Origin of the sequence: Paenibacillus polymyxa, assembly GCF_015710975.1 — a bacterium.
GTDB classification, from domain to species: Bacteria; Bacillota; Bacilli; order Paenibacillales; family Paenibacillaceae; genus Paenibacillus; species Paenibacillus polymyxa.
The window spans coordinates 5,435,641-5,449,306 of the sequence record NZ_CP049783.1 but is presented as its reverse complement, the minus strand read 5'-3'; the positions used below and the strand labels follow the sequence as shown (position 1 = coordinate 5,449,306).

The following is a 13,666-nucleotide window of genomic DNA, read 5'->3' as shown; positions in this document are numbered from 1 at the left end:
TACCACAAGTGGGTATTTTTGTTAGGTACACTGCTGCTTTTGCTAGCTAAAATTACTGCGAATCAGCTCTTTTCTCTAAAAGGCGCTGCAAAAGGAAAACTATCATAGACACTTTTGGGTTTGCATGGAGATGGTGAGCAGAAAAGAGCAAGACGGGTTACACTAATCGCAGGGTATTCCATTGTTTTGCAACCAATTTGTGCATATTTGAAACATTTGATGGTTTTATTGCGTCCGTAAGTATAGAAGCAAAGTAAACATGGAGGTGTATCTCATGATCAAAAATAAAAGCGTGGCAGCTGCGCTGCTTGTCGTCTGTTCATTGGCTGTGGCTACGTCGGCTTCTGCCTTTCGTGATATAAAGGGAGCTGAGCAGGAGAAGATCGTAAGTTCACTTCAGAACAAAGGAATTATTCAAGGGATAACCAAGGATAAGTTTGCACCGGATCAAACGCTCACGTATGCACAAGGAGTACACTTGGTTGTTCGGGCGATGGATCTTCAGGTTATGCCTGATTTTACAACGGGCTCCTTTGCAAACATTCCGGCTTCCGCATGGTATGCCGATTCCTATCGGATTGCAGTCCAGCACCAAATCCCTCTATCACCGGATATTGATCCAAGCACCCGCATGACTAGGGAGCAATTCGCGAATATTCTGTATAAAGCAGTGAGTGCAACGGGGGAATATCCAACGGTCCGTATGCTTATTAACGTAGCAGATGGCAAAAAATTAGACCAAGAGTCGAACGAAGCAGTTCAATTTCTTTTGTTGACCAAAATTGCAACATTGGATGAAAAGAATAACTTTAACCCGGATCGTAAAGTAACGCGGATGGAGGCAGCAGAAATGGTCTATCATGCATCCGAGTTTGTACAAAATCATAAACCGGTGCAAGCCACTCCGGAAAATCCAGCTGAGCCTGTAGATTCAGATCAACAAACCAATATTAGCATGAGCATAGAGAAGGCGAATGACCAGCAGAACAAAGTAACCATCACTCGTCTTCAGGCACCTAATCCAGGTTACGGTATTGAAGTGGATCACATCGACTACGTAGATGATACGAATGCGGTCATTTACTACAAGCTGACGAGTCCAAAACCAGGGGAAATGAACATTCAAGTCATTACAGATACCCACACCAGTACATTGATAGATAGTAAGTATAAGGTTACGCTCAAAGCAGCCGATGGAACAATGCTTCCTCCCACAGGTACAGGCACGTCTGTAGCTAAATAAAACGACAAGATATGTCATATATAAAATAAAGCCAGCGAGTCCCCAATATGAATGGAGACCGCTGGCTTTTTCATGCTAAATATTAATTGTTAGCCCCAGGCTCTAGTATTATTTAAGCTTTAAATGCGACTTTACCTGTAAGCAAGTCATTTTGCGCAGAAGGTGTAGCTGAGGAAGACGCAGATTCTGCTGCAACCGTTCCTGACTGAAGTTGATACATTTGGAAGTAACGTCCACCTTGGGCCATAAGCTCGTCATGGCTACCCCGTTCAACAATTTCACCCCGATGCAGCACTAAAATTTGGTCTGCACTACGAATGGTGGACAAACGGTGGGCAATGATAAAGGTCGTACGTCCCTTTTTGAGCACTTCAAGAGCAGATTGGATGAGCGCTTCCGTTTCGGTATCAATATTGGCGGTAGCTTCATCCAGAATTAAAATGGCCGGATCAAAGGCTAACGCGCGAGCGAAAGAAATAAGCTGACGTTGCCCGGCGGATAAGGTGCTGCCTTTTTCAACAACAGGCTCATCAAATCCTTGGGGCAAATGGGCTAGCAGTTTGTCGGCGCCAACGTCATGCAGCGCTTTATTCACCTGCTCTCTCGTGATTCTACTATCTCCGAGACTGACATTAGAGGCTACCGTACCTGTGAACAAATATGGATCTTGAAGAACAATACCCATATGATGGCGAAGCCATTGCTTAGGAATACTTTTGACAGGCGTTCCGTCAATGGTGATCGTTCCTTTTTGCGGATCATAGAACCGGAATAGCAGGTTGATAATCGAGCTCTTACCTGATCCGGTATGCCCGACAAGAGCAACCGTTTGGCCGGGCTGTGCTGTAAAGGAAATATGCTTAAGCACATCATCCTTTTTGTAGGCAAAGGAAACATCATTAAATTCTACCTGGCCTTTGTAACGCGGCATCGTACCATCTGTCACCGGCTCTCCAGTTTCGTCCATCAATTCAAATACGCGTCCTGAGGATACGATGGAAGTATCCAGTACGGCGAGCTGGTTGACCATCCCCGTTATAGGTTGGAACAATCGACCCAGCACATCGACGAAGGCATACAATACCCCTAGTGATATCGCACTACCTGTAGTACCAAGCGCCGCAGATCCAAAATACCACAACACGACAGCGAAGGCGAGGTTTCTCAACACGTTGACCAAATTGTGCGAAGTAAAAGCGTTCAAATTCAGCATTTTATTCTGATGCTTCATATAGTCATCATTTAACTCTTCAAACTCTTGCTGTGTTTGTTTCTGATGCCTGAATACACGAATAATGGACATCCCCTGAATGGATTCATTAATAATCGCATTAATCTCGCTGAGCCTGGATCGGATGATCGTGTTATAGCGGGTTGCAACCTTGCGGTACAATACAATCCATAAGATCAGCAACGGTACAATAAATAGAGAGATAAGACCCAGTCTGAAATCCAGTAGAAAGAGTGCCACATATACCCCTGCCATCGTTACAATCCCTGAAGTGAAGTTTGAGAGTACAGCCACAAACAAATCTTTGACTGCCTCCGTGTCATTCGTAACACGGGATACGACCTTGCCTGCGGGTAAGTTATCAAAAAAGTAAACTGGCAAGCGCTGAATGTGTGCATAGAGATCAAGCCGAAGCTTCTGAATGACTTTGTTCGCCGAGGATTGCAGCCAGTATGTTTTGCCGAACTCGGCAAAAATCGAAACGACTAAAAAGAAGCAATACCACCCAATCAGCTGAAAAATGCCGGGCATTTCCGGTTTGTAAAAGCTATACAGCTCATCAGCCGTTAGAGCCTTAGCTTTATAATGAAAGGTGTCGGAGCCGCGTGTCACGGTCAGCGTACCGTTCGTAAAGGATCGGTTACCATCCGCTACCTGGACGGAACCATCGACAAATACAAAAGATCTGCCGACTTGTAAAATCCTCGCTTCGCGCCCTTTGGTCTCCCCGGCCTCAAAGCGATCTTCACGTTTAAAATGGGTTCCAGCATAACTTACAGTGCCGTCCACACTAGTCGTTTCATAAAATGGTTTTTCAATAGCGAGCATGTGGTCGTCAATCATCGTTTTGGCGATGAAGGGACCAGCCAGCTCAGCGGCTACTCCAATAGCCAGGGCGATGAGAGCGGCAATAAAACCCGCTTTGCTCGTCAGTGCATACTGGAACAGCCTTTTGCCGATATTGGGTTTCATTAGGATACCTCCCCTGAGGTCAGATCAGATTCCACTTGTTGCCGTTCATATTGTTGTCGGTACCATCCGTCAGCTTGAAGCAGCTCATTGTGGGTTCCTTCCTCAATAATACGTCCTTGCTCCAGCACGACGATCCGATCTGCATGCTCTACAGCCGATAGACGGTGGGTGGAGATCAAGGTTGTTTTACCCGAGCGTTTATGACGGATATTGTCAATAATACGTGCTTCCGTGCGGGCATCTACTGCTGATAGTGCATCGTCGAGTACTAGAATATCCGGATCACCAATAAAGGCGCGCGCAAGCGAAACACGCTGCTTCTGACCGCCGGACAGGGCGATGCCTTTTTCTCCGACCAATGTATCCAGTCCATCGGACAGAGTTCCCAGATCCTGATCAAAGGCGGCCGTACGAATCGCTTCCATGATGTAAACATCATCGGCACCAGGCTTTCCGAACTGAATGTTCTCGCGCACCGATTTGGAGAACAAAATTTGTTCTTGCGGCACGTAGCCAATCCAGCTGTGTAATTGTTCCGCTGCAATGTCCTCCAGCCGAGTGCCGGAGATTAAAATATCACCACTGCCAGTCGGATATTCATGCAATAGCTGTTTGAGCAAAGTGGATTTTCCACTGCCTGTTCGACCGACGACACCTAGTGTTTCTCCACGTTTGAGCTCCAGATTCACATGTGACAGATTGTCAACCGTGGAGGTAGGATAACGAAAAGTCACGTCTTTCATAGTGATGGATTCGGGATGATCCACTGGAACAGGTTGGGCTACATCCTGAACGTCTGGCTGGACATCGAGAGTTTCATTGACCCGGTCCAGGGAAGCGCTACCGCGCTGCATAATGTTAATCAGTTCGCCAATGGCAAACATCGGCCAAATCATCATTCCTAGATACATGTTAAAAGATACCAGTTCGCCTAGCGTGATATCGTTATGAAATACCAGATAAATACCATACCCGAGTCCGATAACGTAACTAAGTCCTACACATAAACGGATCGTCGGTTCAAAGAGAGCATCCATCCGGGCAACTGCCAAGTTTTTACGAAACACATCCTCAGTAATATCGGCAAAACGTTTTTCGTCCATTCGTTCTTGCACATAAGCTCGAATGACACGGATACCTGCCACCGACTCCAGCACCTGGTCGTTCATATCGCCAAATGCATCCTGTGCCAGTGTGTAACGCTCATGTACGGCTTTACCGTAAATACTCATGGCCAGCGCAATAAAAGGAAGGGGCAGAATGGCCGCCAGTGTTAGCTTCCAGCTAATCAGGGTGCCCATGGCAACCAATACAACGGTAAGGTAGACAGTGGAGTCTGTTAATGTCAACATACCGAAGCCTGCTGTACTTGCTACAGAGCGAAGATCGTTCGTGGCACGAGCCATCAGATCACCTGTACGATTGCGTTCAAAAAATGGAGGGGTCATCCGCAGCAAATGATTCATAAAACGTGTACGCAATAGGCGCTCCACCAGATTAGCACCACCAAACAGCTTGTGCATCCATATGTACGTAATGTAGTAGATGACGGCAAGAATCCCTATGATGTACAAAATATAACGCCAAAGCGAGGACCAGGAAATCGAACCACGTACAATCTCATCAATGGCGCTGCCTAGCAGCCGAGGTGGAGCGAGCTCCAAAACGCCAACCGCAATCAGCAAAAACAATCCAATGGAGTATCGGCTTCGTTCTCTTTTAAAAAACCAGCCTAAATTTTTGAGTACTGAAAACAAGAGGAATCCCATCCTTTCATGTCAAGTTCATTCGAGAGTTGTGTACCATTTTGAAGAAACAACAGCGGCTTGCTGCCACAAGTATGATTCGGCAACAGGCGCAAAAAAGGCATACCGTCCGCAGACGATATGCCTTAAATCTCAATATCATATGGCGCGCAGGTATTCTCAGCATACTCGCCACTGAAAAACTGCTTAAACGCAGGCAGCCACTCGTATTAAACCATACAACAGGAATGGCCCAATTCTGAAGGATGCGACAGGGGAGATGCTCCGGTATGAAGTTGTTGTGTTTGTAGATGTGGGTGAAATACAATCATAAATTTTAGCACCGGAAACACTCCTTTCTTCCTCAAAATGGGTTCATTCTTACATGAGTTATCGTTCAAATTGGTAATAAATTTCAAAATGGATCTCGTATGGTTGAATCTTAACACCCTCTTTTGCGAATTGTCAAACCTTTTTCAAAAAAATGTATATGACTTGTCCAGGAAGACGCATGGGGAGAGACGGTTGGTCGTTATTCCAAAAGATGCTATGATATAGTTGGCAAGACGTCATTTGTACAAGGAGATGAGCATAACGCATGAGCATACAGGTAACTGAACCTGCGGCACAGTGGTACATTAAGGAGCTTGGTTTGAATCGTGGAGATTCCATCCGTTTTTTTGTTCGCTATAGTTCCGGCGGTGGGTTGCATCCAGGCTTTTCTCTGGGAATTGCCGTAGAGCCTCCGCAGCACCCCGCATTACAGCATGAAGCGGCTGGCATTACGTTTTATATGGAGGATCAGGATTACTGGTATCTGAAAGGCCATCATCTGGAAGTGAAGTATTTGGAGGAACATGACGACATTATTTACACCTATGAAAAAGATGAACAAGCTTAATGCCTCCACGTTAAAAATAGCGTGCCAGTAATGGTTTATGGACATGAAAAGCGGCGGAGTATCGTGTGGCAGGAGATGAACCTGCACATGATACTCCGCCGCTTTATTGTGGTTAGGGCAGGATGTTGTATGTTAAGGGTTGTTAAACATCGGACCATCGACTGCAAAATCAAAATCATCAATATCGTACACATGTACAGGTACGGAAGCTTCGATAATGCGGTGGATCCAGTCCAGTTGATCAGTCAGGATGGGTAATGCTTCACGCTGAGCTGTCAACACCAGTTCGGTTTCAATCGGATCAAAATATTCTCCGTAATGCGCCGTATCAACAGCATTAATGACAATGAGTGATGTATTGGCATCGAATAGGATTGGCAAGCTTTTCGCCCAAGGCATCTGAAGGGCACGCCGAATTTTTTTCTGATTCAACGGTTCTTCAAAATAACTGATCAGCTCACTTACTTTTCGCTTCACATGTTGATCATCCATAGGGTTATCCATGAGAGGCTCTGTACTGTCCTGGAATTCGTACAGCTCTAGAAGTGATGTGTAAGGCACTATATATTCCACAGGGGCGGGAGATGTAAGCAGCTGGCCGTATATAGCCACCATTACAGCTTCCGTTACAAATTGTCGAGACATCGGTCAAGCCTCCTGCATTTACCAAATTATGCGATTTGAGTATAACACAAAGCGGGACTGAATTCAGCCAGATATGCAGATTGCCATCATTCATTTGTATATTTGTTGAACGGCTCTTTTCAATCCTGTGTCTAGAAATTTAGGAGCGACCGATTAATAAGGAGAGCAGCCCGGCAGCAATCAGAGGTCCAACAGGAACCCCTTTAAAGAAGGCAACGCCAATGACGGTCCCGATCAGTAGACCTGTCACAATAATAGGCTGTCCGGACATCAAAGTTACTCCGCGGCCGCCAAGGTAGGCTACCAGAATTCCGATACCAATCGCGAGCAGGGACTTCCAGTGCAGGAAGGACTCTGTCACCTGATTGATGCTGATTTTACCGCTGGCTAGCGGGGTCATGACCCCAATCGTCAAAATAATAATTCCGATCGTCAAGCCATACTTTTCAAGCCAGGGGAAAGCAGTATGAAAGCTGGTTACCCGCAGCAGTAGTAGTACTACCATAGCAATCGTCACGGTTGAGTTGCCACTGATAATTCCAAGGCCAGCCAGTACCAGTAGGATAAGTGAGCTGTAATCCATTCAGTTGTTCTCCTTCGATTGTTTAACTTTGGATATGTTCGGCGATTTGACGCCCGTGCCAGCGACCTGTTTCGATAAACACTTCATTGGCATTGCTGCCTGAAGCGATAACTCCGGAGACATATATACCTGGGATGTTAGTTTCCATCGTGGCAGGATTAAATTCGGGTTTGTCCAGATCTTCAGCCATGTGGACTCCGACAGACTCCAGTAGTTTTCGTTCTGGGTGAAATCCAGTCAGTGCCAGTACAAAATCATTTTCGAGCTGGAATGCTTCTGTGTTCATCGGAGTGACGATAACATGGTCTGGATGAATTTCAGTAATGCGTGCGCCTAAGTGCAGTGTGATCTTCCCTTTTTGTACCATACTGTCGAACAATGGACGAACCCACGGTTTGATATATGGAGACAACTCATTACGACGATAAACCATATCAATCGTAGCCCCGACCCGCACCAATTCCATTGCAGCATCTACCGCAGAGTTACTACCGCCGATGACTGCGACCCGGGTTCCTGTATAGGGGTGGGCTTCGCTGAAATAGTGAGTGACTTTATCCAATTGTTCCCCGGGAATGCCCAGATAGTTCGGATGATCAAAATATCCCGTAGCCACGACGACATAGCGTGAAGAATAGCTCTTGGTTATTTCCCGTTTGCTTAGAGTATGTACGGTAAATGTACCGTCTTCCTGCCGCTGAATGGATTGAGCCTCCTCATAATGCTGAATGTCCAGGTTATAATGTGAGGCTACTTTGCGATAGTACGCAAGTGCTTCATGACGAAAAGGCTTGTCATTGGGAGTGCTGAACGGAACATCACCGATTTCCAATAGTTCAGCGGTGCTAAAAAACTGCATATTTGTTGGATACAGAAAAATGGAGTGAACGATGTTGCTTTTTTCAATAATGATCGTACGCAAACCTCTGCGGCTGCATTCGATTGCAGCGGATAGTCCGCAAGGTCCGCCACCGATAATGATTACGTCGTGCATTTGGATGAACCTCCAGTTGTATTAGTTTATTTCGTCAAACGGATCTCAGAATTGATGCAAATAGCTCAGTGTGTGAGAAGTTTTCAAATAATAATCCTACCGTAATGTGTGCACAATATCCAGCCGTTTTCAGAAAGAGATGATGGAAGAGAGAATTGACAGAAACATTTGACAAACATATAATTAGATAATTATCTATTTAGGTTAAGCGAATTTGCTTGCATAGCAAATCTGTAGTAGTGAAAAGAGGTGCAGTTACGGTGCAACTAGATAAAATGGTCAATTATCATAAAGCACTTGCGGACCCAACGCGTATGCGAATATTACTCCTTTTATCCCGTGGTGAGATGCATGGTCAAGCTTTGGCGAAAAAGCTAAATCTGTCACAGCCTACGGTTACGCATCATGCTTCCAAACTCCGAGAGGTCGGGTTGATTAAGGAACGCCGTGATAAAAACACAGTGTATTTTACACTGAACCCAGAGCTGATTCGGCAGCATGCCGAGGCGACAGTGCGTTTTATTTTTGAAAAAGGAGAGGAAGAGGAAGATATGTCCGAATTGAATGAAACGCTGGAAGCAACGGTTTTACGCAATTTTTTTGCCAAGGACGGCAAGTTGCGTCAAATTCCTGCCCAGTATAAGAAAAAATTGATCGTACTACAGATGCTCGCCGAAAAACTGGAGCCAGGGCGCATCTATCCTGAACGTGAACTAAACGAGTGGATCAAGCAATACCATGAGGATTTTGCGACGATTCGGCGTGAACTGATCATGCATCAGTTTATGTACAGGGAGCGAGAAATGTACGAATTGAACCCGCGTGAAATGTGGACACGATGGGATCAGGTACGTTAAACAAAACTTGAAATAGTTTAAAATGTTTAGAATCAGCCTTGACAGACAATTGATGGACTTGTATGATAAAGGAAATTTTAGGAGGAGGCGATGTTATATGCGTACGAACATGAGTGAATGGGTTCAGCAGCAGAATGACTTGTCTCCCGCACGGACGATGCACGGCTAAAGACTGTTAGATCTATAGTCTTAGCTCAGCAGTTGGTTGGACAGTAGAACCAACGAAATCCGCAGGGAGTGATTCCCTGCGGATTTTTTTATGGTCAAGTGTTTTGTTATCCGGTTGTTGGTTTCGAAAGTAGTCCGTGTAAGACTGCTTGCATAAGTGAACGAACGGATCACATCGCTTGAGCTGTATACCTTCCGCAGGGGTTTCCCTGCGGATTTTTTGCGTTGTTTGCTTGCGGAGAGAAAAATGTACACCTATTGAGTAACACCAAAAAAAATTAAACATGATCTCAGGAGGAAAATAATGAGTATACATGAATACAGTTGGTCTGATTACTGGAACGGTTTGTGGGACCAATGGAAGCAAAGCTATGAGGAACGAGCAGGAAGCACGCAGATACGTCCTGCCCGCTTGATTGCCGATTATGGACAAAAGGTGAAGCTTATTACGATGGATGGGGAACGCTGGGGAGCCGCTTCAGGTAAGCTAAGACATGCTATTGTTGACCCGGCGGAAATGCCGGCTGTAGGGGATTGGGTGGCCATCACCACGTCGGACGAAGTATCGGATGCAGTAATCCATGCTGTCTTGCCACGCAAAAGCCAAATATCTAGACAGGCCGCAGGCTTTGAGACGAAGGAGCAACTGATCGCGACCAATGTAGATACGCTTTTCCTTGTTAATGCGCTGAATCATGATTTTAATATGCGCAGATTAGAACGGTACTTAATCATGGCCTGGAATAGCGGAGTAAACCCGGTTGTCGTGTTGAGTAAGAGTGACCTTTGTGAAGATGTCGAACAGCGGGTTGCAGAAGCGGAAGGAGTTGCTCCTGGAGTACCCGTTATCGTGATTTCTGCTTTGCAGAACGAAGGCAGAGAGCAGCTGGAGGCGTTCCTTGAGCCTGGGTGTACGGTTGCTTTAACTGGCTCTTCCGGTAGTGGCAAATCCACAATAGTGAACTGGCTATCCGGGGCTGAAGTTCAATTGACACAGGATGTGAGGGAGGAAGACAGCCGAGGCAGGCATACAACCACACACCGACAGCTTTTTCCCATTGCAAAGCAAGCCGTTCTACTCGATACACCCGGTATGCGCGAGCTTAATCTATGGGATGATTCCACGGGTGTAGCTCATACCTTTGCTGATATTATGGAAACAGCTCAGCAATGCCGTTTTGCCGATTGCAAGCATAAGGGAGAAGCTGGATGTGCGGTGGAGGAAGCTATCCAAAGAGGGGAATTATCTGAATCCAGAGTGAACAATTATCGCAAGATGCAGCGGGAACTGGAATATCAGGCACGCAAGGAAGCAGACCGACGTAGAAAAGATAGCCGTCCAAGTACAACTCCGGGCCGCAGGGATCAGCGAGGTGGTTGGCGACGTGATGTGGAGTGGTAAGGCGAGCTGTCATGAAACATCATTTGTAGAAATTTAAGAAAATCTATGTGGTAGTCGGCATATGGTGTAGAGGGGTGAACATATGCCGAACTACAGTATTGTGGTGGATTTATCGGATCGTCGTCTATATTTAAAAGATGGAAGTCAGATCGTTCTTAGTTATCCAGTCGGTATTGGGAAGGTGGCTACACAAACACCGCATGGGCAATTTACGATTATTAACAAACAGCCCAATCCGGGCGGTCCTTTCGGAGCGTTCTGGATGGGGCTGTCCAAGCCGCATTATGGCATTCACGGCACCAATGAGCCATGGTCCATTGGCAAGTTGGTGTCACATGGCTGCATTCGAATGCATAATAAGGATGTACTGGAGCTTCAAGAGAAGGTAAGTATAGGGACGCCGGTCACGATACAGCCATAACAGCTAGATGATATAGGATTCCTTTGGCTGCCTAGTACGATTTGGGTTGAATTTGGACACGGGCTTCAATCCGTTTGGAGCCCTTTTTGTCGTCTGCGGATTTAACTAATGATCCCGCAAGACGCTCTCCTTTTGTACCGTAAGCCTGTTTGGCGTTGATCCACATATCTTCGTTCGGCTCGAAACTTATGACCAGGGTGTAGCGGTTGGCAAGGCTCGGCTTTTTGACCCTCATGCTGAAGGAACCATCAGGCATGACCTTGGTTTGATCATCGTAGCCAAACTGCCATCGTCCCGGAAAATCAATTGTGAGCTTGACGTCCGAACCCTCGAGCAAATTGCTGCGCGCATATACGTGATAATAATTTCCTTTTTGCCTCACATCGGGCTTAATCCACACTTGAGGATTACCGTAGTCCTTTGGTTTGTTCCAGACAGGCTTAATTAGAGGGACATGGCGGTCTTGTTCAGGATCAAACTCAGCACCTATCCGAATTTCTTGCAAAAGTTGTTCGTTTTCTTCGTATTGATATACATAAGGGCCTTCTAATTTGTTGCCACCACTACCATACAGATTTCGTATTTCTTTGTCTTGGTCATCTGGACGGAACAGAACAGTCAGATCCATACTGCCCTGTATACCAGGTCGGTGCACTTGGAGTACAAAACTTCCGTCCTTTTGAATAGTTGTCTCGTCCGTATATCCGGTTAACAGAGAGTTTTTGACTGCAAGATTCCCTTTGATCCGTGCTCCAGCCGGCAGATTGGAATGCCCTGTAACCTTCACTGTATTTTTATTTATACTTACGTCACCTGATATTTCGACATAGCTGCTGCCTTGCTGGTGGACAGGTGCATCGTTGGCAGCTCGTTCATCAAGGGATGATGCAGCTTGGTTCGGATTACCTGTCACGGTATAGGCACGTGCTTCAGCTTCGTGTTGGGCCATACTTCGAGTTGAGGCTTTCTCCCTGCTGCATGCAGCCAGCATAGTTAGGATGAAGAACATACATAAAAGGTTCCAGCTTATTTTGGTCATTATGTGCTTACTCATGGTTTTTGCTCGCTCCTTGTCCGTAGCTTCCAGGCTAAACTGATAAAACTTTCGAAACTTTATGTATTTACCCTATTTAAAGGGTATGTAATCCCGCCTGCTTTATCCTAATCAAATCGTACGTGTTTAAACAACAGGTGGAATGGTTAAAAATGGATAGCCGGATCATCCCCTTGAAAAGCAGGGGCAGCTTGCTGTAAAGGAGCCTGAGTCATATGTCCATTGACCGTTTTATCTTAAAAAAGCTGGACAACTGCCGGGAAGAACATACACGCGCTAATTTACTAGAACTGTTTAGAATACGAATTGAGAAGGCGCAGAAAAAGGAACGAGGCGGTAAAAAAGGTTATCGCAGAATACTATAAATAGAGTCTGATCAAATGCATAGGCTGCGGTAAGTCACATGTAGCATGTTTCATAACCGCTGATATGGAGAGGGTGCTGAAATGCCCCTCTCTTTTTTGTGTCTAATGCAAACAAAAAAAAGTCCCTCTTAATAGAGGGACAATGCCAATGAATCATTTTCACTAACGCTATGCAGGATGGCTTCACAACCGACAATCTCTATACTGATCAAAGAGTTAAGACATTTTTGAAGGGCACGCTTGCCACTGGAGATTTTGTTCTCCAAAGTATTACTTAGAAGTTTTAAGGTTTTTTGTACCGGTTGCTTATTTTCTTGATTGAAGTATACGGGAATACGTTTGTTTTGAAATGTAATTAATGTTCTCACAAAAATCACCTCACCTGAGTTATTTCATGGCTTTATTGTAGTGCCCGTTTCTTAAAATTACCTTAAAAACACCTTATAAAAACATAAAGGTCTGAAAAATTTACAAAGTGTTCACAACAATTTGGGTAACAATCGAATTTAGTTCTACCTAATCGACAAAATGACGTAAGCACGCAAATGAAATTTGTAAATCTCTATTTTTGATTCATATGACTCTACTATTAATTTTAAGCATGACTATAGTCACCGTTTTGTTTTGAGTGTGGGCATTTTGTAACAAATTGACAGTCTAATAGGCGGATGCTACAGTTACGATAGCCATATTTCCGTAGAAATAGGCTTTTTGCGTGAGTATTGCTGTATAAATTAAGGATCGGGAGGGATGACAGATGATCCTGACCGTGCTTTCAGGACGACAGGAAACAGAGTGGTTTGATATTGAGGTGGCAGATGAATACTCGGTAGAACATTTAAAATTGATGCTGGGTGTGCGTATTTTTGGTGAGCCTCCGGCTGAAGGCATGCAATATATTATGGAAGCAAAGTTCCCGGAAGGGCTTTGGTTCAGAGTGGAGGATAACCAGCTACTCACAGGAGCAGGCTTACGGGAAGGCTGCACCGTGCGCATTCAGCGAGCTTTTTCGACAACTCAGGACGAGGCGCCTGTATATGGAAGGCGTTCTTTGTTTCAAACTGAAAAAAATGGGTAAATACACA

Annotated in this window: 15 protein-coding genes; 8 read left to right on the top strand and 7 right to left on the bottom strand. The window is 45.3% G+C overall.

The genetic code is table 11. The annotated features are described in order from the left end of the window. Nucleotides 1-274 precede the first annotated feature (274 nt). Complete coding sequence (locus G7035_RS24665) at nucleotides 275-1,243, top strand: S-layer homology domain-containing protein (protein ID WP_019687021.1); 969 nt, start codon at nucleotides 275-277, stop codon at nucleotides 1,241-1,243. A 112-nt stretch (nucleotides 1,244-1,355) separates the two neighbouring features. On the opposite strand, the gene G7035_RS24660 is transcribed toward G7035_RS24665, so the two are convergent. Then, nucleotides 1,356-3,446, bottom strand: coding sequence for an ABC transporter ATP-binding protein (locus G7035_RS24660; protein WP_019687022.1), 2,091 nt, complete (start codon nucleotides 3,444-3,446; stop codon nucleotides 1,356-1,358). Continuing rightward, the gene (locus G7035_RS24655; RefSeq protein ID WP_019687023.1) at nucleotides 3,446-5,203 is read right to left on the bottom strand and encodes an ABC transporter ATP-binding protein; all 1,758 of its coding nucleotides are present in this window, start codon (nucleotides 5,201-5,203) and stop codon (nucleotides 3,446-3,448) included. The genes G7035_RS24660 and G7035_RS24655 overlap by 1 nt, the downstream gene beginning before the upstream one ends. 50 nt (nucleotides 5,204-5,253) lie before the next feature. Between G7035_RS24655 and G7035_RS24650 the strand changes: the two genes are divergently transcribed. Continuing rightward, on the top strand, nucleotides 5,254-5,454 hold the full coding sequence (locus tag G7035_RS24650) for a hypothetical protein (protein ID WP_230877356.1): 201 nt from the start codon (nucleotides 5,254-5,256) through the stop codon (nucleotides 5,452-5,454). Between the two features lie 335 nt (nucleotides 5,455-5,789). Further along, a complete protein-coding gene (locus G7035_RS24645; RefSeq protein WP_016821022.1) occupies nucleotides 5,790-6,092 on the top strand; it encodes a HesB/YadR/YfhF family protein in 303 nt (100 codons plus the stop codon). 132 nt (nucleotides 6,093-6,224) lie between these two features. Here G7035_RS24645 and G7035_RS24640 read toward each other — a convergent pair whose 3' ends face one another. The 3 genes from G7035_RS24640 to G7035_RS24630 all read right to left on the bottom strand — a co-directional run bounded on the left by G7035_RS24640 (nucleotide 6,225) and on the right by G7035_RS24630 (nucleotide 8,314). Beyond that, nucleotides 6,225-6,737, bottom strand: coding sequence for a hypothetical protein (locus G7035_RS24640; RefSeq protein WP_013370774.1), 513 nt, complete (start codon nucleotides 6,735-6,737; stop codon nucleotides 6,225-6,227). Between the two features lie 139 nt (nucleotides 6,738-6,876). Further along, the gene (locus G7035_RS24635) at nucleotides 6,877-7,320 is read right to left on the bottom strand and encodes a DUF441 domain-containing protein (protein WP_013370775.1); all 444 of its coding nucleotides are present in this window, start codon (nucleotides 7,318-7,320) and stop codon (nucleotides 6,877-6,879) included. Between the two features lie 22 nt (nucleotides 7,321-7,342). Next, complete coding sequence (locus G7035_RS24630; protein ID WP_019687024.1) at nucleotides 7,343-8,314, bottom strand: YpdA family putative bacillithiol disulfide reductase; 972 nt, start codon at nucleotides 8,312-8,314, stop codon at nucleotides 7,343-7,345. 260 nt (nucleotides 8,315-8,574) lie between these two features. Between G7035_RS24630 and G7035_RS24625 the strand changes: the two genes are divergently transcribed. The 3 genes from G7035_RS24625 to G7035_RS24615 all read left to right on the top strand — a co-directional run bounded on the left by G7035_RS24625 (nucleotide 8,575) and on the right by G7035_RS24615 (nucleotide 11,162). Further along, the gene (locus tag G7035_RS24625) at nucleotides 8,575-9,171 is read left to right on the top strand and encodes a DUF2087 domain-containing protein (protein WP_013370777.1); all 597 of its coding nucleotides are present in this window, start codon (nucleotides 8,575-8,577) and stop codon (nucleotides 9,169-9,171) included. Nucleotides 9,172-9,643: 472 nt separating this feature from the next. Beyond that, nucleotides 9,644-10,741, top strand: a complete 1,098-nt coding sequence (gene rsgA, locus G7035_RS24620) for a ribosome small subunit-dependent GTPase A (protein ID WP_019687025.1) — start codon at nucleotides 9,644-9,646, stop codon at nucleotides 10,739-10,741. Between the two features lie 82 nt (nucleotides 10,742-10,823). After that, the gene (locus G7035_RS24615; RefSeq protein WP_019687026.1) at nucleotides 10,824-11,162 is read left to right on the top strand and encodes a L,D-transpeptidase; all 339 of its coding nucleotides are present in this window, start codon (nucleotides 10,824-10,826) and stop codon (nucleotides 11,160-11,162) included. A 31-nt stretch (nucleotides 11,163-11,193) separates the two neighbouring features. On the opposite strand, the gene G7035_RS24610 is transcribed toward G7035_RS24615, so the two are convergent. Further along, nucleotides 11,194-12,111, bottom strand: a complete 918-nt coding sequence (locus G7035_RS24610; RefSeq protein ID WP_019687027.1) for a hypothetical protein — start codon at nucleotides 12,109-12,111, stop codon at nucleotides 11,194-11,196. Between the two features lie 320 nt (nucleotides 12,112-12,431). Here G7035_RS24610 and G7035_RS24605 point away from each other — a divergent pair, with 320 nt between their 5' ends. After that, nucleotides 12,432-12,581, top strand: coding sequence for a hypothetical protein (locus tag G7035_RS24605; protein WP_016821028.1), 150 nt, complete (start codon nucleotides 12,432-12,434; stop codon nucleotides 12,579-12,581). 128 nt (nucleotides 12,582-12,709) lie between these two features. Here the strand turns inward: G7035_RS24605 and G7035_RS24600 are convergent, their stop codons facing one another. Further along, on the bottom strand, nucleotides 12,710-12,949 hold the full coding sequence (locus tag G7035_RS24600; RefSeq protein ID WP_013370782.1) for a hypothetical protein: 240 nt from the start codon (nucleotides 12,947-12,949) through the stop codon (nucleotides 12,710-12,712). A gap of 389 nt (nucleotides 12,950-13,338) precedes the next feature. On the opposite strand from G7035_RS24600, the gene G7035_RS24595 reads away from it, so the two are divergent. Beyond that, nucleotides 13,339-13,659, top strand: coding sequence for a hypothetical protein (locus tag G7035_RS24595; RefSeq protein ID WP_013370783.1), 321 nt, complete (start codon nucleotides 13,339-13,341; stop codon nucleotides 13,657-13,659). The last annotated feature ends 7 nt before the right edge of the window (nucleotides 13,660-13,666 follow it).

What these genes read in the sequence shown, in the direction of transcription:
- G7035_RS24595 (WP_013370783.1), top strand. Translation starts at nt 13,339, where the DNA reads ATGATCCTGACCGTGCTTTCAGGACGACAGGAAACAGAGTGGTTTGAT.
- rsgA (WP_019687025.1), top strand. Translation starts at nt 9,644, where the DNA reads ATGAGTATACATGAATACAGTTGGTCTGATTACTGGAACGGTTTGTGG.
- G7035_RS24630 (WP_019687024.1), bottom strand. Translation starts at nt 8,314, where the DNA reads ATGCACGACGTAATCATTATCGGTGGCGGACCTTGCGGACTATCCGCT.
- G7035_RS24660 (WP_019687022.1), bottom strand. Translation starts at nt 3,446, where the DNA reads ATGAAACCCAATATCGGCAAAAGGCTGTTCCAGTATGCACTGACGAGC.
- G7035_RS24640 (WP_013370774.1), bottom strand. Translation starts at nt 6,737, where the DNA reads ATGTCTCGACAATTTGTAACGGAAGCTGTAATGGTGGCTATATACGGC.
- G7035_RS24635 (WP_013370775.1), bottom strand. Translation starts at nt 7,320, where the DNA reads ATGGATTACAGCTCACTTATCCTACTGGTACTGGCTGGCCTTGGAATT.
- G7035_RS24615 (WP_019687026.1), top strand. Translation starts at nt 10,824, where the DNA reads ATGCCGAACTACAGTATTGTGGTGGATTTATCGGATCGTCGTCTATAT.
- G7035_RS24645 (WP_016821022.1), top strand. Translation starts at nt 5,790, where the DNA reads ATGAGCATACAGGTAACTGAACCTGCGGCACAGTGGTACATTAAGGAG.
- G7035_RS24610 (WP_019687027.1), bottom strand. Translation starts at nt 12,111, where the DNA reads ATGGCCCAACACGAAGCTGAAGCACGTGCCTATACCGTGACAGGTAAT.
- G7035_RS24605 (WP_016821028.1), top strand. Translation starts at nt 12,432, where the DNA reads ATGTCCATTGACCGTTTTATCTTAAAAAAGCTGGACAACTGCCGGGAA.
- G7035_RS24665 (WP_019687021.1), top strand. Translation starts at nt 275, where the DNA reads ATGATCAAAAATAAAAGCGTGGCAGCTGCGCTGCTTGTCGTCTGTTCA.